Origin of the sequence: Viridibacillus sp. NPDC096237 (assembly GCF_050278625.1) — a bacterium.
GTDB lineage: Bacteria > Bacillota > Bacilli > Bacillales_A > Planococcaceae > Viridibacillus.
In genome coordinates this window covers 75,454-97,996 of sequence record NZ_JBNNTI010000007.1, presented here as the reverse complement: position 1 = coordinate 97,996, position 22,543 = coordinate 75,454, and the positions used below count along the sequence as shown (strand labels likewise).

Below are 22,543 nucleotides of genomic sequence, written 5' to 3'. Positions count from 1 at the left end.
GAGATATGAATGTAAGAGAAATAATTGCACGCCGTGCGGAGCAGGAAATTGCTGACGGGAATTATGTTAATTTAGGAATTGGTATGCCAACATTAGTGGCTAATTATATAGCACCAAATAAAGTGGTTATTTTACAATCAGAAAATGGATTGTTAGGAATTGGACCTTATCCGACAGAGGATGAGGTAGATCCTGATCTGATCAATGCAGGGAAAGAAACGGTGACAACAATCCCTGGCTCTGCTTTCTTTAGCAATGCCGAATCCTTTGCTATGATCCGCGGGGGACATATTGATGTCGCTATTTTAGGTGGAATGGAAGTGTCTGAAACTGGTGACTTAGCCAATTGGATGATTCCAGGGAAAATGATTAAAGGTATGGGCGGAGCGATGGACTTAGTACATGGTGCCAAGAAAATTATCGTTATAATGGAACATGTAGCAAAAGATGGATCGCCTAAGATTAAAAAGGCTTGTGAGCTACCTTTGACAGGAAAGACTGTTGTCGACAAGATCATTACTGATCGTGCTGTCATTGATGTAACACCTTCAGGACTGGTACTAAGAGAAGTGTTTGAAGGATATACAGTAGAAGAAGTTGTCGCAGCTACTGGAGCAAATTTAAACGTTGAAAATGTGCAAGAAAATGTAGTTGTTAGATAAGGTATTTCTATATGAAAAAGAAAGGCATATGAAATACCTTTCTTTTTTTATTGATAAAACTTATATAATTGGTGTCTTTTACTTCACACCTAAATAGAGGGAACTCGCCCCTATACATTTAATAGAGTGTATTCGTTTAGGAAAATATAATCCTATTATTTCCAAATGTTTTTTAAAATTGCTTGTCATTTTCGCTCAATTCGATTAGAATTAGATTCAATATAACAAGACTATGATAAGGAATAGTAAATTTATTTGATTTTCAAGAGAGCTAGCGGGTGGTGTAAGCTAGTAAATGGATAAATTGAACTCGCCTTGGAGTCTGCAATGGTGAATACAAGTGTAACCAAAGCCGTTTTCCGCGTTAAGGAGTCAAGTTGAGTGTCATACACTAATTTGGGTGGTACCGCGGGAAACTTTTTAAGCTCTCGTCCCTTTTTCTAGGGACGGGAGTTTTTGTTTTGTCTATAGAATAGGAATATTATGACAATGCAATTGGCGAAACTTGTTTTGTTAGTTTAAGGAGGAGAAATCATTGAATTTTAATCATCAAGAAATCGAGAAGAAATGGCAATCGTATTGGGCAGAACATAATACATTTAAAACTGTTAATGACGAGTCAAAGCCAAAATTTTATGCACTAGATATGTTCCCTTATCCATCAGGAGCAGGTTTACATGTTGGACACCCTGAAGGATATACAGCAACAGATATTTTAAGTCGTTTCAAACGTATGCAAGGCTATAATGTCCTTCACCCAATTGGTTGGGATGCATTCGGACTACCGGCTGAACAATACGCTCTAGACACAGGTAATGACCCAGCTGAATTTACTGCAAAAAATATTGCGACATTTAAACGTCAAATTCAAGAACTTGGCTTCTCATATGACTGGGATCGCGAAATCAATACAACAGATCCAAGTTACTATAAATGGACTCAATGGATTTTTGTTCAACTATATAAAAAAGGCTTAGCTTATATTGATGAAGTAGCTGTAAACTGGTGCCCAGCACTTGGTACAGTACTTGCCAATGAAGAAGTAATTGATGGTAAATCAGAACGTGGCGGACACCCTGTTGAACGCCGTCCTATGAAACAATGGATGCTGAAAATTACTGCTTATGCTGATCGTTTAGTTGACGATTTAGAAGAAGTTGATTGGCCAGAAAATATTAAAGATATGCAACGTCACTGGATTGGTCGCTCTGAAGGTGCAGAAGTGGTATTCACGGTAGATGGTACAAATCAATCGTTCCGTGTGTTCACAACACGTCCGGATACATTATTTGGTGCTACTTATGCAGTACTTGCTCCGGAACACAAACTAGTAGCAGAAATTACAACAGATGCGCAAAAAGCAGCGGTTGAAGCATACTTAGACGAAGTGAAAATGAAATCAGACCTTGAACGTACTGACCTTGCAAAAGAAAAAACAGGTGTATTCACAGGCGCTTATGCTATTAATCCGATTAATGGCGAAAAGATGCCAATTTGGATTGCTGACTATGTACTTGCAACATATGGTACAGGTGCAATTATGGCTGTACCTGCTCATGACGAACGTGACTATGAATTTGCGAAACAATTCGATTTACCAATCGTTGAAGTTGTAGCTGGTGGAGACATAGAAAAAGAAGCTTACGCTGGAGAAGGAAAACATATTAACTCTGGGTTCCTTGATGGTTTAGGTAAAGAAGAAGCCATTGCAAAAGCGATTGAATGGTTAGAAGAAAAAGGTGTCGGTGAAAAGAAAATTTCTTATCGTCTACGCGACTGGTTATTTAGTCGCCAACGTTATTGGGGCGAGCCAATTCCAGTTATCCATTGGGAAGATGGCGAAGTAACAACGCTTGATGAATCAGAGCTACCACTTATTTTACCTAAAACAGATGATATCCGCCCAAGTGGAACAGGTGAATCACCACTTGCGAATATTGAAGAGTGGGTAAATGTAGTTGACCCTGTAACAGGCAAAAAAGGCCGTCGTGAAACAAATACTATGCCACAATGGGCTGGCTCAAGCTGGTACTTCCTACGTTACATTGATCCAACGAATGATGAAATGCTGGCAGATCCAGAGTTATTAAAACGCTGGTTACCAGTTGATATTTACATTGGTGGTCAAGAACACGCTGTTCTGCACTTACTATATGCTCGTTTCTGGCATAAAGTATTATATGATCTAGGTGTTGTACCGACTAAAGAACCTTTCCAAAAATTATTCAACCAAGGGATGATTTTAGGAGAAGGTAATGAGAAAATGTCTAAATCAAAAGGGAATGTAGTAAACCCTGACGATATCATTGCGAGCCACGGAGCAGATACACTTCGTCTTTACGAAATGTTCATGGGCCCACTTGAAGCATCTATTCCATGGTCTGAAAACGGCCTTGATGGAGCTCGACGCTTCTTAGATCGTATATGGCGTCTATTTATCAACGAAGATGGTACAGTATCAGATAAAATCCAAGCTTCAGATGATACAACTTTAGAAAAAGTGTATAACCAAACAGTGAAAAAAGTAACTGAAAACTACGAGCATATCCGTTTCAACACAGCTATTTCCCAAATGATGGTATTCATCAACGATTGCTACAAAGCAGACGTCGTGCCGACAGCTTATGCTGAAGGCTTTGTTAAAATGTTAGCGCCAATTGCTCCACATATTGCTGAAGAGTTATGGGCGAAGTTTGGTCAAGAAGAAACATTAACTTATGATGCATGGCCAACGTTTGATGAGGCGAAACTAACTGACGACGAAATTGAAGTTGTAGTGCAAGTAAACGGTAAAGTAAAAGCCAAAATTTTAGTATCCAAAGACGCATCTTGTGAAGATTTACAAGAAATTGCGCTCGCAGATGAAAAAATTGCTGAACAAATTGCCGGAAAAGAAATTAAAAAAATTATCGCTGTTCCTGGGAAACTTGTGAATATTGTAGCGATTTAAACTCCGCCACTTTTAATTCTGGTATATAACAAATAAACCACATCTTCTCTTAATTATGCGAGAGAAGATGTGGTTTTTTCATTTTTAGATAATGTGCGGAGTACTAAATTTTCATCTTCAATTACAAAAAAATACACAGCCTTTATTTTAAAAAAAGAAACTGTGTATTTATATTGCGTATTTTAAAAATCTCTCTGTACGGAACCTTTACCTAGGCCAATGAAAAAATCAATGAAGTAAGCAACAACGATTAATATGTGAATGACCCAACCAAGGATAGGAATCCAAGTCAGTAAAGTTAAAATAATCGCTAAAATTGGTACAATTTTTGAGTGACCAGTAACAAAACGTAGGACAAGAACTATTACGTGAATAACGAGCGCAGTAGTTAAAGCTGAATATCCAGAACCAATCATAATAGCTCCGCCTAAAATGGGGATAGCTAATAATAACTCATATAGAAAAGCAATAATTGTAGGGATTAAGAACATATATATTACCTCCTGATTAAATATGATACCCTTTATACGTTTGATAACAACATTAGTTGCAAATTTATTTACATGACGAATTGTAATATTAAGTGCAACACCAAGACGAAATAGAAAATGCCCATAACGATTCCGTTTTTGCGCGATGCTTATCGATACCGAAAATTTCTAATAAGCTTTTCCTTCCGATTACATCCACTGATGCCAAGATTGAGATTAACTACTTAAAAGATAGGGAAAGCGCATCTAATCAATGCTTTCCCTATCTTTTTGTTATGGATTATATATAACAAATTAACTGAGCAATATACTCCGGATCATACACGTAGCAGTTTATTCAAGTGTGATATACATTACCTTTAAACAAAGAGAGTCCATCAAATTAGATTTTAGGGACTCTTTTTTTGAAAAAGGTTTAAGCACAAAAACTACAGACAAGAGATATTAAGATTCAACAGATTGAGCCGCGCTCATCCCTGCAATTCTCCCAGTAACTAGAGCAGAGGTAATATTATAACCACCTGTATAACCATGTACATCTAAAATTTCACCACAAAAAAATAGCCCAGGTTTCTTTTTAGAAGCCATTGTTTTAGGTTCTATTTCTTTTACTGAAACGCCACCACCAGTAACGAAAGCTTTTTCTAGTGGTTGTGTACCATTAACGGTCATCTCAAATGCTACCAATTCTTTTGCAAATAAACGTGTTTTATCGGCAGCGAGATCAGCACCTATAGACTGTGGATCAAGACCAGCACGTTCAAGTAAGAATAATAGCCAACGTTCAAGTACATTGCCTTTCCAAACGTTTTTTAAAGCTTTTTTCGGCTCATCTTTTGCCAATTTAAAGAGCATTTGGAATGCAGATTCTTCGTTGTAATCCATTAATGATTGGATGCGAATTGTAACTGGGTTACCACCGTTTTTCTTCATTTCTTTTACGACAAATTGGCTACAGCGTAGAATGGCAGGTCCACTTAAACCAAAATGGGTGAAAAGCATGTCCATTTGGTGTGTTATTAATGGTTTACCTTTTTTGTTTAGTACGGAAACAGCTACATCACGTAGTGCTAATCCTTGTAGATCGCGAAGGCGGATGAAGTTTTCGTTAGAGAGTAGGGGAACTTCTGTTGGATAGAGATCCGTTACAGTATGACCGGCCTTCTCAGCCCAAGGATAGCCATCTCCTGTAGAGCCTGTTTGTGGTACTGCTTTACCACCCACTGCGACTACGACTGCATTTGAGCGTATTTCTTCGCTATTTGCTAAGCGTACGCCTAGAATCTTGTCGTCATCCATTAATAATTTACTAACGGTTGTACTTAATCGAACATCTACTTTTAAGCGATGTAATTCGTTTATCATGGCATCTACAACGTCTTGGGCACGATTGGAGACAGGGAACATACGCCCATGGTCTTCTTCTTTTAGAGCAACGCCTAAGCCTTCAAAAAAGGCAATGATATCTTCGTTGTTATAAACAGTAAATGGACTGTATAAGAATCGACCATTTCCTGGAATGTGTTTAACGATTTCTTCGACAGGTAGACGATTTGTGACATTACAGCGACCGCCACCTGAGATAGCTAATTTCTTACCTAATTTAGTGCCCTTTTCAAGCAGTAATACTTTCTTTTTTTCAGTGCCAGCAGCGATTGCGGCCATTAGGCCCGAGGGACCCCCACCGATTATTATGACGTCATACATATATGTGAACTCACTTTCTTTTTTTATTTATTATACATGATTTAAATAAACTATTTGAGTAATTGTTCTTTGAGTTGTAAACTATCATTTAGGTTCATTAGATTTACGAAGAATGGAAGGGTTGTATGTCATCATTAATGAAAGGCACTGCCATTTTAACTATTGGCATGTTTTTATCGAAAGTACTTGGCCTCGTCTACATATTCCCGTTTTACGCCATTATAGGGCAAGAAAATGTGGCGTTATATTCGTATGCCTACATTCCATATACGATAATGCTATCGGTGGCGATTTCAGGCGCACCAATTGCAGTTTCAAAATTTGTATCGAAATACAATAGTATAGGTGATTATGAGTCAGGACGAAAACTTGTGAAGTCTGGTTTGCTTATTATGACGATCACTGGTTTTTTATCATTTTTAATCCTTTATTTACTGGCAACGCCGATTGCACATTTAGTTATTAAAGATGAAGAGCAAATTTTTTCTGTTGCTCAAATAGCTTCAGTTATTCGATGGGTTAGTTTCGCGCTTATTGTTGTACCATTTATGAGTTTAGCACGTGGTTTCTTCCAAGGTTATGACCATATGAAACCAACTGCTATTTCTCAATTAATCGAGCAAATTGTGCGTATTATAGCGCTATTAGTTGGTTCGTTTTTAATAATAAAAGTATTTGGTGGTTTAGCAGAGACAGCTGTGTCATTTGCTGTGTTTTCAGCATTTATCGGAGCACTTGGAGGATTAGTGATTCTCTATTATTATTGGAACCGATTGAAGCCGGAGTTTGATTTGAAACTTGCGCAAAGTGTTTCTTCAGGAAAGTTATCATATAAAGAAATCTATTCAGAAGTTATTCGTTATTCCATTCCATTTGTTTTCGTGGGGGTGGCTAATCCACTGTTCCAATTGGTGGATATGCTGACATTCAATACAGCGATGGCGAATATTGGACTTTCTAAAGTAACGGATATTTATCTGGGCATGTTAAATTTCAATACACATAAAATTGTCATTATTCCTGTTATGCTTGCTACAGGTTTTTCAATGGCTTTAGTACCAACGATTACGCAATATTACACGAAAAAAGAACATGGTTCGTTGATAAATGCAATGGATAAAACATATCAAATATTATTGTTTATTACATTACCAGCTGTAGTTGGTATTTCACTTTTATCTACTGATTTGTACCATGTGCTTTATTCAAATAGTGCAGCAGGAGCGAGTATTTTAGCCACCTATGCACCAGTAGCCATTTTATTTGCGTTCTTCCAAGTAACAGCGGCATTACTACAAGGCATTGATTATCAAAAATGGATTGTTTTAAGCTTATTAACAGGCATTTTGATTAAACTGGCGATTAATATTCCTTTGATAGAAGCGATGCAAACAAAAGGTGCTATATTAGCAACAGCGATTGGTTATATGGTTTCGATTACAATTAATATGCTTGTATTAAAAAAAGCGCTAGATTATAGATCAAAACTGGTCATTAGACGTTCAATACTAATCATTGTATTAACTGTTGTTATGGCCGCATTTGTTATTGTCGTGCATAAAGGGTTAACATTGATTGTACCAGATCCTTCTAAAGGGCTAGCGCTAATAAATGTAGTGATTTGTTCATGTGTAGGGGGAGTTGTTTATGCTTTCCTTTCACTACGAATCGGCTTAGCCCAAAAATTATTAGGAGAACGAATCACAAGAATTTCACGCAAGCTTGGAATGTAGGAGGAAAAAATGCGCTTAGATAAATTATTATCCAATATGGGCTACGGCTCTCGTAAAGAAGTAAAACAGTTACTGAAAATGAAAGCAGTAACTGTTGATGGAGAAGTAGCAAAAGATGTTTCGAAACATGTAGACCCTGTAAAACAAAATGTATCAGTACTAGGTGAGCGAGTGCATTATCAAGAATTCATTTACTTGATGATGCATAAGCCACCGGGTGTTATTTCAGCAACAGAAGACTTGCACGATCAGACCGTTATTGACTTACTGGATCCTTTTCACGCACATTTTGAACCGTTCCCTGTAGGACGTTTAGATAAAGATACAGAAGGGTTACTGTTGATCACAAATGATGGTGGATTAACACATAACTTATTGTCACCGAAAAAGCATGTTCCGAAAGTATATTATGCGCAAATTGATGGTGAAGTAACAGAAGCGGATATTGAAGCATTTTCAAGAGGTGTAGTGCTAGAAGATGGTTATATGACAAAGCCTGGCGAACTAGTTATTTTAAACGCAGGCCCTACATCTGAAATAGAATTGACGATTTCAGAAGGAAAGTTCCATCAGGTGAAGCGTATGTTTGAGTCCGTTGGTAAAAAGGTGACGTATTTGAAACGTTTATCGATGGGATTATTAAAATTAGATGAGCAATTAGAACTTGGTGAATATCGTGAATTAACTGAGGATGAATTGAATAGTTTAAAATCTTAAAACAAAAAGAATGACCAAGCGACGCAGCATGGTCATTCTTCTTTTTACATGTTATGAGTTTAAAAGTAAATTTGAAAAGACGTTTTTGCAATCAGCATGATAAATCTAATAAAGGCAAATGGTAACGTCTTGTTCAACGAAAAGCGTGAGATCTAACTCGTCGAATGGTTCTATGATGTCATTTTCACTTTTTTACGCGTCGTTGTCCAGTTACCTCGACTTGGGCTTTCCACCAAGTCATTAAAGGCTAACACATTCAAATCTCTTTGAATGGTGCGAGGAGTGATGCCGAATTCATCGACTAAATCTTGTGTAGTTACAGTCCCATTGCTAAGAATGTACATATACACATCTTTAATACGATTGAGCATCCGATCAGTAGTTGGTTTCAAAGTTGAACCACTCCTTCATCTTAATTCTCATGGCAAAGACTAGCGGACGACAATATATGCGAGGTATTTCAGGCTTTTTTTCTTTTGCCTTAGACATCCCCTTCTCTTAGTTGATCGTCAGAATATGATTGTCTGACAATTCAATTATAACGAAAAATCTAATACTTTTCCAACGTTTTGTTTGGATTTACAAAGTTGTAACAGTATGTTCATAGTTATATGCGAATTATTTTATGGTTGAATTGGTAGAATGTTCGTGTATTGGTAAACTCTATGTTATTTCTATCTTCGAAGAAAGTAACCGTGTAAAATGGATTTATGAAAAGTGTAAGGAGGAACGAATATGGAATGGTTAAAACAAGCTCATGCAAGACAAGACGAATTGATTAAAGAATTACAGGAATTAGTACAAATTGAAAGCGTTTTAGATGAAACAACAATTTCAGCAAATGCACCTTTTGGTGAAGGTCCATTAAAAGCTATGGAATGGTTATTACAAAAAGGTGAAGAGCAAGGGTTATTGACAAAAAATATCGATAATATGGCAGGGCATATTGAAATGGGTCAAGGTGAAGAATTAGTCGGAATCCTTTGTCATGTTGATGTTGTGCCTGCAGGTAGTGATTGGCAACACCCTCCATTTGGTGGTGTAGTAGAGGACGGCAAATTATTTGGACGAGGTGCAATTGATGATAAAGGTCCAACAATGGCTGCTTGGCTCGCTATGAAAATGGTGAAGGATGCAGGTATTCAATTAGATCGCAGAGTACGATTAATTATTGGTTCTGATGAAGAGACTGGATTCCGTTGTGTAAATCGCTATTTTGAAAAAGAAGAAATGCCAACATTAGGATTTGCACCTGATGCGGATTTTCCAATTATTAATGCTGAAAAAGGAATTGCAGTATTGGTATTTAGCCAACAGCAAAAAGTGGCTGAAAACGAACAATTAATTTCTTTCAAAGCAGGTCATCGTACGAATATGGTGCCTGATTTTGCCGAAGCCAAAATTCAAACTGTATCTGCTAATATTGATGAATCATTCCAAGCATATTTAGAAAATAATAGCTTACAAGGTACTATTGAAAAGGCGTCTGATGTATTTACTGTTTCGATTAAAGGTAAGTCTGCTCATGCAATGGAGCCAAATGATGGTGTGAATGCAGCAGTAAAATTAGCAGCCTTTTTGAATACACAATTATCTACTCCTGGGTCAAAAGAATTTGTACAGTTTTTAGTTACTGCATTTGGTGAAGGAACTCGTGGACATGCTTTAGGACTAGCTTTCAATGATGACATGTCTGGTGATACTACACTTAACGCAGGAGTAGTATCATTTGAAGCAGGTAAAGGCGGAGAAGTACAAGTAAGTTTACGTTATTCTGTGACATATCCATATGATGAAAAAATAACCGCAGTTCAGCAACATCTTGCTAAAATCGGATATGCTCTAGATATCGTCGAAAATTCAGCGCCGCATTATGTAGAGGAGAAAGAAGAGCTAATCCAGAAGCTAATTAAAGTTTATGAGCGTAATACGGGAGAAAAAGCCGAGCTATTATCAATCGGTGGGGGTACTTACGCACGGGAATTAAAAACAGGTGTAGCGTTTGGTATGTTGTTCCCAGGCGAGCCTGATATCGCACACCAGGCAGATGAATTTGTTGTAGTAGAAAACTTAGTAAAGGCTGCTGCCATTTATGCAGATGCCATTGTCGAACTTGCAACTAAATAAGATTTACCTTTTTTGAAGTAGAAAAGTATAGTACACTAATTATTAACCCCCTTTCTAATTTTTGGATGGGGGTTAATTATATAATACTCAAGATAAAGGAGATTTTAGATCAATGCTTAATTTTAAGAGAATAAGTATTTTATTTGGAGCAACATTTCTATTATTTAGTCTACTAGTATACATATCAACAGATGCAGCAAATGCCACAGGTGAAGATGATAAGCCTGTCTACACGGTTACCCCTTTATCAGAACCAATCAATGAAAATTATAAGAACTATTCAACATATACAAATGAAACAATGCAATATTATATGTTACGTTCATATCTTGAAAAACTAGAAAATACGGGTGGCGGTACACTGATTTTGAATGAAGGTACATATATAGTTACAAATGCACTGTATGTACCATCTAATGTAACAATTGAATTTGAAGATGGTGTAAAAATTATTAAAGCAACAGATACGGGCACTAGCATGAGCCCATCCAAATCTGTATTCCAATTTGTAAGACCATCGAAAGCAAAAGAAGATGACGCATATGGCAAATTTAAAGGAGAAAAGAATATTTCTTTAATTGGCCATGGGGAAGTAACGATTGATATGGATTTTGATCTTGCTGCTATCGCCATTATTATGGGGCATAACCAAAACATAGTTGTAGATAATATTGCTTTTTTAAATATGTACTCAGGACATTTTATTGAAATGGATGCTTCAAAAAATGTAGTTGTGAAAAACTGTACATTTGACGGCTCTAGAAACTATCTAGGCTATAATAAAGAAGCCATTAACATTGATACACCAGATGCAAAAACAAGTGGTTGGAGCCAAATCTGGAGTAAATTTGACGCTCAGCCAAATTTCAATGTCGTCATTGAAAACAATAAATTTAATCTACTTGACCGAGCAATTGGAACGCATAAATATTCAGGTGGAAAATACCATGATCGTATTATTATTAGAAATAATGAAATTACCAATATGCGTGCAGATGCAATTCGTGTAATGAATTGGTCAAATTCAGTTATTGAAAATAATACCATCACAAATGTAAATGAAGGGAATTTACGTGGTATTTTAGCAAGTGGTGCAGTAAATCCAACTTTTCAAAATAATGTATTCACTAACGTCAGTCGTGCAATGCAATTTATCGTTTGGCAGAATAATGGACCAGGGGAAGAATATGAGCCTATTTTTAATGATTTAAGTGAAAAGAATAAAAAAGCATTAGCTATGAACAAGGGATATAACATGAAAGAAGATTTTATCCGCATATCCAATGAAGAGTTTAAAAATTACTTGAAACCTGAAAAAATATATATAAAAAAATAATAAATTCAATTTATTTTTGACGCTAAAAGTGCAATGAAGTATATTTATTCATTGCGCTTTTTTGATGTTTATGATAAAAATGAGGCAGATAACTAAGAATAATTGTTTAGAAACAACATGAGGAGATGCTTGAATGAAAACGATGCTTTGGAATAACCGTTTAGTAAAAGAGGAAGAAATCCAACTTTCTGTAGAAGACCGTGGCTATCAATTTGGTGACGGTGTTTATGAGGTCATTAAAATTTATAAAGGTTCAATGTTCACAGTAACTGAGCATATTGATCGCTTTTATGAAAGCGCTAAAAAAATTAGTATAGTGATTCCGTATACGAAGGACGTTCTTCATAAAATGTTATATGATTTGATTGAAGACAATGAAATTGATAATGGATATGTCTATTTTCAAATTACCCGTGGTTCTTCACCACGTGCGCATGCATTCCCAGTTACTCCGGTTGAACCTGTCTTCATCGCTTATACAATGAAAGGCGAGCGTTCAATTGAGAAGTATGAAAAGGGTGTAAAAGCTAAATTTATAGAAGATATTCGTTGGTTACGCTGTGATATTAAAAGCTTAAACTTACTAGGTAATGTGTTAGCAAAAGAAGCTGCTCAAAAAGCAGGTTGTTATGAAGCAATCCAACATCGTGGTAAAATCGTAACTGAGGGCTCTTCATCAAATATGTATGGTATTAAAGATGGAGTAATCTATACACATCCAACTAACAACTTAATTTTGAATGGGATTACAAGAAGAGTTATTATGTCACTTTGTGAGGAAATTGGTCTACCTTTTGTAGAAGAAGCCTTCACAACAGAGCAAGCAATTGACATGGATGAATTCTTCATGTCCTCAACAAGTTCAGAAATAACGCCTATTATTCAAGTCGATGACAACATAATCGGTAATGGTAAACCAGGTGAATGGACTAAGAAATTACAAGTTGCTTTTGATGCGCGTGTACAGCAATTAGGATCCTTATAATTTTACAGAATATAGCGATAGAGGAGGCAAATTCGATGCCTTCTCTATTTTTTTTCCATTACCTCATGTAGAATGAAAATATAATGCAGTAGAAATAGCCCTACTTTTGAACGAATTTATTTTAGAAGGGATGCTTATAATGGCACAATTAGTTAAGCTACAAGATTATATTTCACGCTATCAAATTAATTTAAAACGCTATCCATCGCAATTTGTAAGATTAAAACAAATTCAATGGGAGCGTATGAAAAAGGAATGGGAAACTGGTGCTGAAATAGAGCAATGGGAACATGAGTCTGAAGAATTAGAAGAAAAGAAACGCAATCCTTTTTTTAAAAAGGTATTCTCTTTTTCACTTAAAAAGAAAGAAGAAGCTTTTGAGCAAGAGGAGCTTGAGCAAAATGACGAATTACAAGGTGAAGCAATTCTACGTCAAGGCGTAACAGATGAGGATGAATTTCCTGAAGAAATAATGACTTTGGATTTTGAACCAAATATACTGTTTAGACCTCAAACTGCTGAGGAGTTAAAGCGTATGTATATTGATCAACTATTTCAATTTCAATTAAGGTGGGCTAGTTCAACTTTAAGAGAAAAATCTTATGTTGAGCCAAGATATCAACGTGATTCTTTATTAAGAGCATTGACGCAAAATCTTCCAGATAGTTACTTGTTATTCTATTATCCAATTTTACAATTGAAAAAAGCACCAATTGAAATGGGGATTATTTTATTAACACCAACAAATTGTCTTTGTATTCAAGTACTTGAGGAGGAAGATCGCGCTTCGTTTATCGGTAGCGGAGATCGCTTTTGGTTGAAAAAGGTAGGTACAACAGACAAAAAAGTGTTAAGCCCATTAATTAGCTTAAATCGTATGGAATCCATATTAAAACATTTGTTTACACAAGACCAAATTGATATACCAATCCATAAAATTGTCCTATCTCGTAATGGTTTTATCGATTATCCTGGTTCTGCATATGGTGTTCAATTTATTGATAAACGCAAATTTCCAGAATGGTTTTCACTTTTGAAAAAGAACCCATCACCTATGAAGCATATGCAATTTAAAGCAGCGCAATCTATATTAAATACAGTACAAACAACATCATTCCATCGTACAAATTGGGATTCAAAGATCGAAGACAAGGATACGGATTAGTGAAAGTTGTTTTTATTATGAATGAAAAAGCGGGAAATGGTGCTGCAAAAAGGAAATGGAGATATCTTGAAGGGTTTTTGACAATACCATACCAACTAGAGTTTACCGCTTACCCGGGTCATGCAACAGAAATTGCAAAGCGTTACGCAAATAAAGCAACAGAGCAATCTGAAAAGTATTTATTAATTGCGATTGGTGGAGATGGAACGGTTCATGAAGTTGTACAGGGTATTTTAGAGAGTGAAGAAGTATGGATTGGAGCAATTGGTGCAGGTTCTGGAAATGACTTCGGAAGAGGATATGAGACATTTAAAACGGCGACAGAAATCGAAGCATTTGTCGAACAACATAGAAATGGTATGTTAATGGATATCGGTACTATGCAAAGCAATGGTGATACATATTATTATATCAATAACGCAGGAATTGGCATTGATGCATATATAGCTAAAGTGGCAAATGAGTCGAAGCTTAAGCAATACTTCAATATTCTGCGTTTAGGGAAACTGACATATATTTATTTTTTACTGAAGGCATTAATAAATTTTAAAACGTTTTCGGCTAAAGTTGTACATAATGGGCAAGAAAAAGTTTTTGAAAAAGTATGGCTTGTCGTAGCAAGTAATCAGCCATACTTTGGCGGAGGAATGAAAATTTCCCCGTGCTCAATCCCTAATGATCACAATATTGAATTGACCATTGTTTATAAAATTTCACGTTTGAAATTATTGTTCCTATTTAGTACGGTCTTTTTTGGAAAACATACCCGTTTAAAAGCAGTCCAGCAGTATGCAAGTGAAAGATTTGAAGTGAAAATTTGTGACGAGGTTATTGCTCATACAGATGGAGAATTTGCGGGTAAGACGAAGAAAAACGAGTCGATTCACTTTGGGGTAATCCATAAAGGGTGGCGATTGGCAAGAAAGTCTTCTTGACGAATGTAAAGCTTTCTTGAATAATGAGAAGTTGAACAGTAGAAATAACAGAAATGAGGAGAACAATTGAGACTTCGACATAAACCATGGGCTGAAGAATTTATCGCTAGTCACCCAGACATCGTCGTTCAAAATCCTGAAGAACAAAAAGGTAAATGGAATGAAGTATTCCAAAACGACAATCCATTGCATATTGAAGTAGGAACAGGTAAAGGTCAATTTATCACTGGAATGGCGCTTGCTAATCCAGAGATTAACTATATTGGTATTGAACTTTTTGACAGTGTAATCGTAAAGGCGGTTGAAAAAGTACAAGCTGCAGGTCAGCCAACTAATTTACGATTATTAAAAGTTAACGGTTCGGACTTAGAGAAGTTTTTTGAGAAAAATGATGTAGATCGCTTATACTTAAATTTCTCTGATCCATGGCCAAAAACACGTCATGCTAAAAGAAGGTTAACACACGAAGGTTTCTTAAACATTTATGAGAATATCTTACCTGATTTTGGTGAAGTACACTTCAAAACAGATAACCGTGGACTTTTTGAATATTCTTTAGTGAGCATGTCACAATACGGTATGAAACTTGTTTATGTCTCTTTAGACTTACACGAAGAAATGCCTGAAGATAATATTATGACTGAATACGAAGAGAAATTCTCTGCAAAAGGTCAGCCTATTTATCGTGTAGAAGCACAATTCCAATTACCAGAGGAAAAATAATAGATTTTAGAAATTGCGGTAGCTAATATAAAGCTACTGCTTTTTTGTTTGTGAAAATGGAAAAGGAAAGGATAGAAAAAATAGAACAACCATTTTAGAAATGTTACAATTTATATGTGGTAGTATTCATTTTTTATCTAAATGTTGAAATGGATAATTCTAATATTCAAACCAAGGGGGAAAAGAAAATGGATCAATATAAATTTCATGATATGACATTAACATGGCTCAAAGGGGGAACCACTTTTTTAGATGGTGGAGCAATGTTCGGAGTAGTGCCAAAACCGCTTTGGTCACGCAAATATCCGGTCAATGAAAACAACCAAATCGAACTACCGACAGATCCAATTCTTATTCAGTATCAAGGCAAGAATATGTTAGTTGATACAGGTGTTGGAAACAATAAGTTTACAGAAAAGCAGTTAAGAAATTTCGGAGTGACAGAGCAATCATTTATCGATGATGGTTTAGTGGAAATGGGATTACTATCTGAAGATATCGATTATATACTAATGACACATTTACATTTTGACCATGCCTGTGGCTTAACTAAATGGGAACAGGACAAGCTTGTACCTACTTTTCCAAATGCTAAAATCTTCGTATCGCATGTTGAGTGGGATGAAATGCGCAAACCCAATATTCGTTCAGCTAATACGTATTGGAAAGAAAATTGGGAACCAGTGCAACATTTAGTAGCTCCATTCACAGATAAATTAGACGTATTTCTTGGTATTGAAATGATTCATACAGGGGGGCATAGTAATGGACATAGTATTATCAAACTAACACAAAATGGTGAGACTATACTACATATGGCGGACATTATGCCGACACATGCGCATCAAAACCCGCTATGGGTGCTTGCGTATGATGATTACCCAATGACATCTGTTTTCGCGAAAGAAAAGTTAATGAAGGAAGCATTAGAAAATGGTTATTGGTTTAGCTTCTATCATGATGCACACTATCGTTTAATTAAATGGAACGAGACTGGTAAAGAAGTAATAGGGGAATTGAAGCGTACAAGAGAAGAAATGAAAGAAGAAGCTGTCCCTAAAGGATAATTATTTTCTTATGCATTTATAATAGTAGGGTATCTCTGAGTTGTAAGGTTTGGCTCATGAGATACCTTTTTTATATGAAATAGTAGAGTGTAGTCCATTGTTGAAGGGCAAATTACATTTCATTTTTGAATAAATTTATGAATGAAAAAAACTCCTCAATCATGAGGAGTTTTAGAAGAGAGTATGGATTAGACGCGCACTAAGTCAACAATTGAGCCTGTTTTCGCATCAGCAGCGAATTCGAAGCTTTGCGTTTCACCATTATGGACGCGAGAAATACCGCCTTTATACACAGGGATTTCAATGTTTTCTTTTTTGAAAACTTCTGGCTCCATGAATATCCATGAGCCATCGATAGGTCCTTCTTGTTTAAATAAGTTTTTAATATCAGTTAATACTGAATTTGCTGGTTTGTTTGGATAAATTTTTTCACTGGCTTCTTTAATTACATAAGCTGCAGCAAGTCCTGTTGCAACACCAAATAGGAAATCACGTAACTTCATAGATCATTGCCTCCCCAAATTTCATATGAAGCTAGTGTACCACATCCATTATATGGATTGAAAATGTGAGGGTTAATTCTTTTAGGAATGCTAATGCGAGTTCGGAGTAAATTAATAAATGAAGATACCGCTAAGAACAAAACATGCGCCTCTAAATTTCGGGTGTCGAAATAAAGGGCTAGTAATAAATGCAGTTTTTGGATAAAATAAAAGATATAGTGGCTTACTAAGGGAGGCTTTTCAATTGAATCAAGAAACTTTGGATATGTTTAAAACATTAACTGAATTACCGGGTGCACCGGGAGATGAACGTGCTGTACGCGCTTTTATGCGACAGGAGTTATCTAAGTATGCGGATGAAATTGTGCAAGACAATTTAGGTGGCATTTTCGGACTAAAAAAAGGTGATGAAAATGGCCCGCGTATTCTAGTTGCAGGCCATATGGATGAAGTGGCTTTTATGGTAACTTCTATTACTGAAAATGGTATGCTCCGTTTCCAACCGCTTGGTGGTTGGTGGAATCAAGTTATGCTTGCGCAGCGTGTTGAAGTGTATGCAACTAACGGTGCAATTCCAGGCGTAATTGCTTCTGTGCCAAAACATTTATTAACACCTGAAATGCAGTCAAAACCAATGGAAATTAGCAATATGTTGATTGATGTTGGAGCTGATGATAAAGAGGATGCTGAAAAGATGGGCATCATTTCAGGACAATCAATTATTCCGATTTGTCCATTTACACCGATGGCAAACCCGAAAAAAATAATGGCAAAAGCATGGGATAATCGTTATGGCTGTGGACTGGCAATTGAATTATTAAAAGAACTGAAGGACGAAAAATTACCGAATACATTATATTCAGGTGCAAATGTGATGGAAGAGGTTGGATTACGTGGAGCTAAAGTATCAGCTAATATGATTAAACCGGACCTTTTCTTTGCATTAGATGCTAGCCCAGCTAATGATACTTCAGGTGATAAAACACAATTTGGTCAACTTGGTAAAGGACCTTTACTTCGTATTTTGGATCGTACAATGATTACTCATAGAGGAATGCGTGAATATATATTAGATACAGCTGAATCTAATAATATTCCATATCAATACTTCGTCTCACCAGGTGGTACAGATGCTGGAAATGTACATATCTCTAATGATGGTGTACCAAGTTCTGTTATTGGTATTTGTTCACGCTATATTCATACACATGCTTCAATCATTCATACAGATGATTTAGATGCAGCTAAGGAATTAATCGTGAAGCTTGTCAAAAATGCAGACCGTACAACTTTAGAAACAATCCGTGCAAACGGTTAATTTGTTATACTAGTAAGGGGGTTCCGTCAAGGGCCCTCTTTTTCTATACATAGATGATTTACTGAAGGAGTATGAAAAATGTTAGTAGCGATTGGAACAGAAAATAAAGCAAAAACAGGTGCTGTAGAAGCGGTTGTAAAACAATTTATAGATGATGAATTAGAATTCCAACATATTGCAGTTGCATCTGGCGTATCTGCACAACCCATGTCAGATTCTGAAACAAGGGAAGGCGCAATCAATCGCGCAAAAAATACACGTAATGTATCCAATGCAGAATTTTCATTTGGATTAGAAGGTGGGGTAAAAGTAATTGATGGGATTATGTATGTTTGTAATTGGGGAGCACTCGTTTTAAAAGACGGCCATGTCATAACAGCGGCTGGAGCACAAATTCCACTACCTGAAACCGTTGCGCAAAAGGTGAAAAGTGGTAGAGAGCTTGGGCCAGTTATGGATGAATTCACACAACAACATGATATCCGACAACATTCTGGAGCCATCGGTATTTTCACTCATGACTTAATTGATAGAAAAGAAATGTTTGAACATGTTATAAAATTGTTAATTGGGCAATACTTTTTCCAAAAAGCATGACTTTCCCCTTTTTATTAGAAGTTTAGAGGGAAAGCACTAAAGTTGCATGGACTCTATAACATCTTTAAAATAGAATGGAGTTCAAGCAAAGATGGAGGATGGCATGTCAAGATACACCATTTTATTGGTACTAATTATTTCTGTACTGGGAAGTCTAGTAGGTTGTGGACAAACTATTGAAGAACAAATGGATCGGGGAATGGAGAATGCCGAAAGTGTATTTGAAAATAAACCTGAGAAAAGCACAGTGGAAGCAAATAAAATCAAATTCTATCTACCTTCCGAATTTACTATAGAAACTTCATCTGATGATACGAATATCATATTGTCAAAAGATGATAATGCATTTGTTCTATTTATTAATCCAAAAGAAAGTAATGATAGTGAAAGATTTTATAATGCTTTGAAAGCTGATAAAAAAGCCAAAATAGTAAAAGAACAAACCTTTAAGAAGAAGAATCAATTTGGCTTTGCAAGTGTATTAAAGAAAGCAGACAAACAGTATGAGGTCATTGTAAGTAATGGTGGTGTTAAATTGACGACCATTACAAATGGTGAAAATATAGATGAACTAATAGAGCAAATGATGCAAATTGTTCGCTCAGTGAAGTTTACTAATAAGTGAGGTTAAGAATATGCAAATTCTACAAACTATTGAACAATTTTCAGACTTAAAAGCACAAGGGAAAACAGTTTTTCTATTTACAGCAGGCTGGTGCCCAGATTGTCATTTTATCGATCCGTTTATGCCACAAATAGAAGAAAAATTTAACGATATTCAATTTGTATCAGTTAATCGTGATGATTTTATCGATTTATGTGGAGACTTAAATATATTCGGAATCCCTAGCTTCGTCGCATTCGAGAATGGTGAAGAAAGTGGTCGTTTCGTAAGCAAAGATCGGAAGACACAAGTTGAAATTGAAGAGTTTTTAGAGTCATTATAAAATATAGATGATAGTGTAAGAAAAGCTATCTGATACGGTTCACAAAAAAGTGGACCGTTTGTTTATGTAAAAATAAATGGGAGTTGAAGCAGTTGAAATCTAAAGAGCTAATCAAAAAGCTACAAGAACGATTGAGTGATACTCACTTTGAATGGCAATTTGATGAAAAACACAACAAAGTAAGGTTGGATCATAAAGAGCTAGGTAAAGGGATGGACATATCATTACCAGGTATCCTTTCTAAATATGAAACGAAAAAAGAACTTGCAATTGATGAAGTAATTTACACAATTAAAGAGACATTTACAGCGATGGAAAAAGAACATGGAGAAGGATTTAAGAATTTAGATAATATCTTCCCAATCATTCGTTCTACCTCTTTTCCGAAAAAGTCCAAAGAAGGGCATGCTTTCGTTACAAGTGATCATACAGCAGAAACACGTATTTACTATGCACTTGACCTTGGCAATACATATCGCCTAGTTGATGTTGATATGTTGGACAAGTTACATATATCAGCAGATCAATTAAAAGAAGCTGCACGTTTTCAAATAAGAAAGCTGAATACGAAAGTGAAAAAAGACGTAGTAGCGGAGAATGTTTTCTACTTTTTAAATGAAAATGATGGTTATGATGCCAGCCGTATTTTAAATGATGCCTTTTTAAAAGAAATGCATGGTAAAATTGAAGGGGATATGACAGTGTCAGTACCTCATCAAGATGTGTTAATCATAGGTGATATTCGTAATGAAGCAGGTTATGATGTACTAGCGCAAATGACGATGCATTTCTTTACTGTAGGTACAGTGCCAATTACATCGCTGTCATTTATATATGAAGATGGCGATTTAGAGCCAATCTTTATACTAGCTAAAAACAGAGTGAAAAAGGAGCAAGAGGAAAAATGATCGTATCATACAACAAAGCACACGTTGGAGACGTATTACTCGTTCAATTATCAACAGAATCAATCGTAAAAACTATTTTAGAAAAACACGGAGATTTAGTTCTCTTAAAAGAAGAATCTACTGGCGAAATAAAAGGATTTAACCTTTTTAATGTAAGCGAATATATGCCAATTGAACAGCAAGGTAATGTTGAAATTACGGAAGAGCTAGTAGCAGCAATTAATACAGCTATCGCTAAAAATGGTACAATAGTAGATTTAGATGTTGACCTAACACCAAAATTTGTCGTTGGTTTAGTAGAAGAAAAAGAAAAACACCCAAATGCAGATAAATTAAATATTTGTAAAGTAAATGTTGGAGATGAAACATTACAAATAGTTTGTGGCGCTCCAAACGTTGAAGCAGGACAAAAAGTAGTTGTAGCAAAAGTGGGTGCAGTTATGCCTTCAGGTATGTTAATTAAAGATGCTGAGCTACGTGGCGTACCTTCTTCAGGGATGATTTGTTCAGCGCGCGAATTAGCAATACCAAACGCTCCGCAAGTAAAAGGGATTTTAGTACTTGATAATGATGCAGTTGCAGGTACCCCTTTCCAAGCTTAAATATTTGTTAAATCGGCATCCCTTTATTACAGGGATGTCGATTTTTAATTTTGTAACAAAAAAGAAATAAATTTGAGAAAAATGGTAATTTTCTAGTGCATTCTTTCTCTTCTCATTGCATACACAGCGTTATTACTGATAAAATGAATGCAACGATTTGGAAAAGAGTGATTCTTATGAAATGGTTTAAAAATGTAGTTGCTCGTATTATGGGTGACGAAGTCGAAGAATATGATAATGAAAAAAAAATTAATGATGAGAGAATAGAAACAAAAGATACATATGAAGAAGAATATATAGAACATGAATTCGAAACAAAACAACAAGAAGATCATATTCCTGCGTTTTTACGAAAAAGAGATGCTTTCCGTTTCCCGTTAATATCTGATGCTGAGCGCTCGCAAATGATACAAAAAGAAAATCCGAGCAAGCAAGTGCCACCACAATCCAATAAACAAGTTAGGCCCAAAGCGCAACCACTTCAACAAAATCAATGGCAGAAACAGCGACAAAAGCAACAACAGGATCGTTTCCAACCAGCAACTAATAACCAGGTAACATCGTCAAATAGAAGGTCACCATTCCAAGGTGCACAGCAAGTTCAGGAGCCTACTCTTTTCGAAACGCGTGAGCAACAAAGACCGACCTCTAGGAATCGCTATAACGAAGTGCCAAAAAAGCAAGAGCGTATTAATCCATTTAACCCAACGCCAAGTTATGATACAACCGCTCCTTATAGGGAGCGTCCAAGTTCTTCGCCTACCCGTAGATCGATTGAGAGTGAAAGTCAAACTGCAGCTACTACAGTGCCAGAGCAAGTGAAAAAGCAAAAATTCAAACCTACGAATGTTCCGTCACCCGTTTACGGTTTCCATAAGCCACCTGGGCGCTCGGTCCATAATCAGTTAGCGAACCAAGTATCAAGTGAGATAAATGAGTTGGTTGATAATTCAGTAGTAACACAACAAAATTCTGCAGAAATAATGGAGTCACTATCTCACCCTACTTCAATAGCAAAAGCTGTTGTAGAAACAGAAGTGAATAAAGTCCAAGCTATTGTTGAGACAGAA

The 22,543-nt window shown here is 36.1% G+C and carries 22 protein-coding genes and 1 other annotated feature; of the genes, 18 read left to right on the top strand and 4 right to left on the bottom strand.

Translation table 11 applies throughout. The annotated features are described in order from the left end of the window. Positions 1 to 5 precede the first annotated feature (5 nt). Positions 6 to 662: a 3-oxoacid CoA-transferase subunit B gene (locus tag ACQKMD_RS06845; protein WP_427750592.1), complete on the top strand. Its 657-nt coding sequence runs from the start codon at positions 6 to 8 to the stop codon at positions 660 to 662. Between the two features lie 223 nt (positions 663 to 885). After that, positions 886 to 1,101, top strand: a binding site (T-box leader). 96 nt (positions 1,102 to 1,197) lie between these two features. Further along, positions 1,198 to 3,612, top strand: coding sequence for a leucine--tRNA ligase (leuS, locus tag ACQKMD_RS06840; protein ID WP_427750590.1), 2,415 nt, complete (start codon positions 1,198 to 1,200; stop codon positions 3,610 to 3,612). 182 nt (positions 3,613 to 3,794) lie between these two features. Here the strand turns inward: leuS and ACQKMD_RS06835 are convergent, their stop codons facing one another. Then, complete coding sequence (locus ACQKMD_RS06835; protein WP_427750589.1) at positions 3,795 to 4,103, bottom strand: hypothetical protein; 309 nt, start codon at positions 4,101 to 4,103, stop codon at positions 3,795 to 3,797. A 444-nt stretch (positions 4,104 to 4,547) separates the two neighbouring features. Next, a complete protein-coding gene (locus tag ACQKMD_RS06830) occupies positions 4,548 to 5,810 on the bottom strand; it encodes an NAD(P)/FAD-dependent oxidoreductase (RefSeq protein WP_427750587.1) in 1,263 nt (420 codons plus the stop codon). Positions 5,811 to 5,935: 125 nt separating this feature from the next. Between ACQKMD_RS06830 and ACQKMD_RS06825 the strand changes: the two genes are divergently transcribed. Continuing rightward, on the top strand, positions 5,936 to 7,543 hold the full coding sequence (locus tag ACQKMD_RS06825) for a putative polysaccharide biosynthesis protein (protein ID WP_427750585.1): 1,608 nt from the start codon (positions 5,936 to 5,938) through the stop codon (positions 7,541 to 7,543). Between the two features lie 9 nt (positions 7,544 to 7,552). Next, positions 7,553 to 8,260: a pseudouridine synthase gene (locus ACQKMD_RS06820; RefSeq protein ID WP_427750584.1), complete on the top strand. Its 708-nt coding sequence runs from the start codon at positions 7,553 to 7,555 to the stop codon at positions 8,258 to 8,260. 170 nt (positions 8,261 to 8,430) lie between these two features. Here ACQKMD_RS06820 and ACQKMD_RS06815 read toward each other — a convergent pair whose 3' ends face one another. Then, positions 8,431 to 8,652: a DeoR family transcriptional regulator gene (locus ACQKMD_RS06815; RefSeq protein ID WP_038187960.1), complete on the bottom strand. Its 222-nt coding sequence runs from the start codon at positions 8,650 to 8,652 to the stop codon at positions 8,431 to 8,433. A 343-nt stretch (positions 8,653 to 8,995) separates the two neighbouring features. On the opposite strand from ACQKMD_RS06815, the gene pepV reads away from it, so the two are divergent. The 7 genes from pepV (at position 8,996) to ACQKMD_RS06780 (ending at position 16,598) form a co-directional block, all read left to right on the top strand. Then, on the top strand, positions 8,996 to 10,387 hold the full coding sequence (gene pepV, locus ACQKMD_RS06810) for a dipeptidase PepV (protein WP_427750582.1): 1,392 nt from the start codon (positions 8,996 to 8,998) through the stop codon (positions 10,385 to 10,387). A gap of 112 nt (positions 10,388 to 10,499) precedes the next feature. Further along, positions 10,500 to 11,723, top strand: a complete 1,224-nt coding sequence (locus ACQKMD_RS06805; RefSeq protein ID WP_427750580.1) for a right-handed parallel beta-helix repeat-containing protein — start codon at positions 10,500 to 10,502, stop codon at positions 11,721 to 11,723. Between the two features lie 133 nt (positions 11,724 to 11,856). Beyond that, positions 11,857 to 12,708, top strand: a complete 852-nt coding sequence (gene dat / locus ACQKMD_RS06800) for a D-amino-acid transaminase (RefSeq protein WP_427750579.1) — start codon at positions 11,857 to 11,859, stop codon at positions 12,706 to 12,708. Between the two features lie 139 nt (positions 12,709 to 12,847). Then, a complete protein-coding gene (locus ACQKMD_RS06795; RefSeq protein WP_427750578.1) occupies positions 12,848 to 13,873 on the top strand; it encodes an NERD domain-containing protein in 1,026 nt (341 codons plus the stop codon). Beyond that, positions 13,873 to 14,808: a diacylglycerol/lipid kinase family protein gene (locus tag ACQKMD_RS06790; RefSeq protein WP_427750577.1), complete on the top strand. Its 936-nt coding sequence runs from the start codon at positions 13,873 to 13,875 to the stop codon at positions 14,806 to 14,808. The genes ACQKMD_RS06795 and ACQKMD_RS06790 overlap by 1 nt, the downstream gene beginning before the upstream one ends. A gap of 66 nt (positions 14,809 to 14,874) precedes the next feature. After that, complete coding sequence (gene trmB, locus ACQKMD_RS06785; protein WP_427750575.1) at positions 14,875 to 15,531, top strand: tRNA (guanosine(46)-N7)-methyltransferase TrmB; 657 nt, start codon at positions 14,875 to 14,877, stop codon at positions 15,529 to 15,531. 188 nt (positions 15,532 to 15,719) lie between these two features. Continuing rightward, a complete protein-coding gene (locus tag ACQKMD_RS06780) occupies positions 15,720 to 16,598 on the top strand; it encodes a YtnP family quorum-quenching lactonase (protein ID WP_427750573.1) in 879 nt (292 codons plus the stop codon). 188 nt (positions 16,599 to 16,786) lie between these two features. Here ACQKMD_RS06780 and ACQKMD_RS06775 read toward each other — a convergent pair whose 3' ends face one another. Further along, positions 16,787 to 17,101, bottom strand: coding sequence for a hypothetical protein (locus ACQKMD_RS06775; protein WP_427750571.1), 315 nt, complete (start codon positions 17,099 to 17,101; stop codon positions 16,787 to 16,789). Positions 17,102 to 17,345: 244 nt separating this feature from the next. Here ACQKMD_RS06775 and ACQKMD_RS06770 point away from each other — a divergent pair, with 244 nt between their 5' ends. The 7 genes from ACQKMD_RS06770 to ACQKMD_RS06740 form a co-directional block, all read left to right on the top strand. Then, positions 17,346 to 18,419, top strand: coding sequence for a M42 family metallopeptidase (locus tag ACQKMD_RS06770; protein WP_427750569.1), 1,074 nt, complete (start codon positions 17,346 to 17,348; stop codon positions 18,417 to 18,419). A 78-nt stretch (positions 18,420 to 18,497) separates the two neighbouring features. Next, positions 18,498 to 19,016 (top strand): DUF84 family protein, encoded by a 519-nt coding sequence (locus ACQKMD_RS06765; RefSeq protein WP_427750568.1) that lies wholly within the window; start codon positions 18,498 to 18,500, stop codon positions 19,014 to 19,016. A 103-nt stretch (positions 19,017 to 19,119) separates the two neighbouring features. Continuing rightward, a complete protein-coding gene (locus ACQKMD_RS06760) occupies positions 19,120 to 19,641 on the top strand; it encodes a hypothetical protein (RefSeq protein WP_427750566.1) in 522 nt (173 codons plus the stop codon). Positions 19,642 to 19,651: 10 nt separating this feature from the next. Next, positions 19,652 to 19,963, top strand: a complete 312-nt coding sequence (locus tag ACQKMD_RS06755; RefSeq protein WP_427750564.1) for a thioredoxin family protein — start codon at positions 19,652 to 19,654, stop codon at positions 19,961 to 19,963. A 92-nt stretch (positions 19,964 to 20,055) separates the two neighbouring features. Beyond that, entirely contained in the window at positions 20,056 to 20,871 is an 816-nt protein-coding gene (locus tag ACQKMD_RS06750; protein ID WP_427750562.1) for a DUF1444 domain-containing protein, read from the top strand. After that, positions 20,868 to 21,473, top strand: a complete 606-nt coding sequence (gene ytpR / locus ACQKMD_RS06745) for a YtpR family tRNA-binding protein (RefSeq protein WP_427750561.1) — start codon at positions 20,868 to 20,870, stop codon at positions 21,471 to 21,473. Before ACQKMD_RS06750 ends, ytpR begins: the two co-directional genes overlap by 4 nt. 176 nt (positions 21,474 to 21,649) lie before the next feature. Continuing rightward, on the top strand, positions 21,650 to 22,543 hold an 894-nt coding region (locus tag ACQKMD_RS06740), incomplete at its 3' end, for a hypothetical protein (RefSeq protein WP_427750560.1).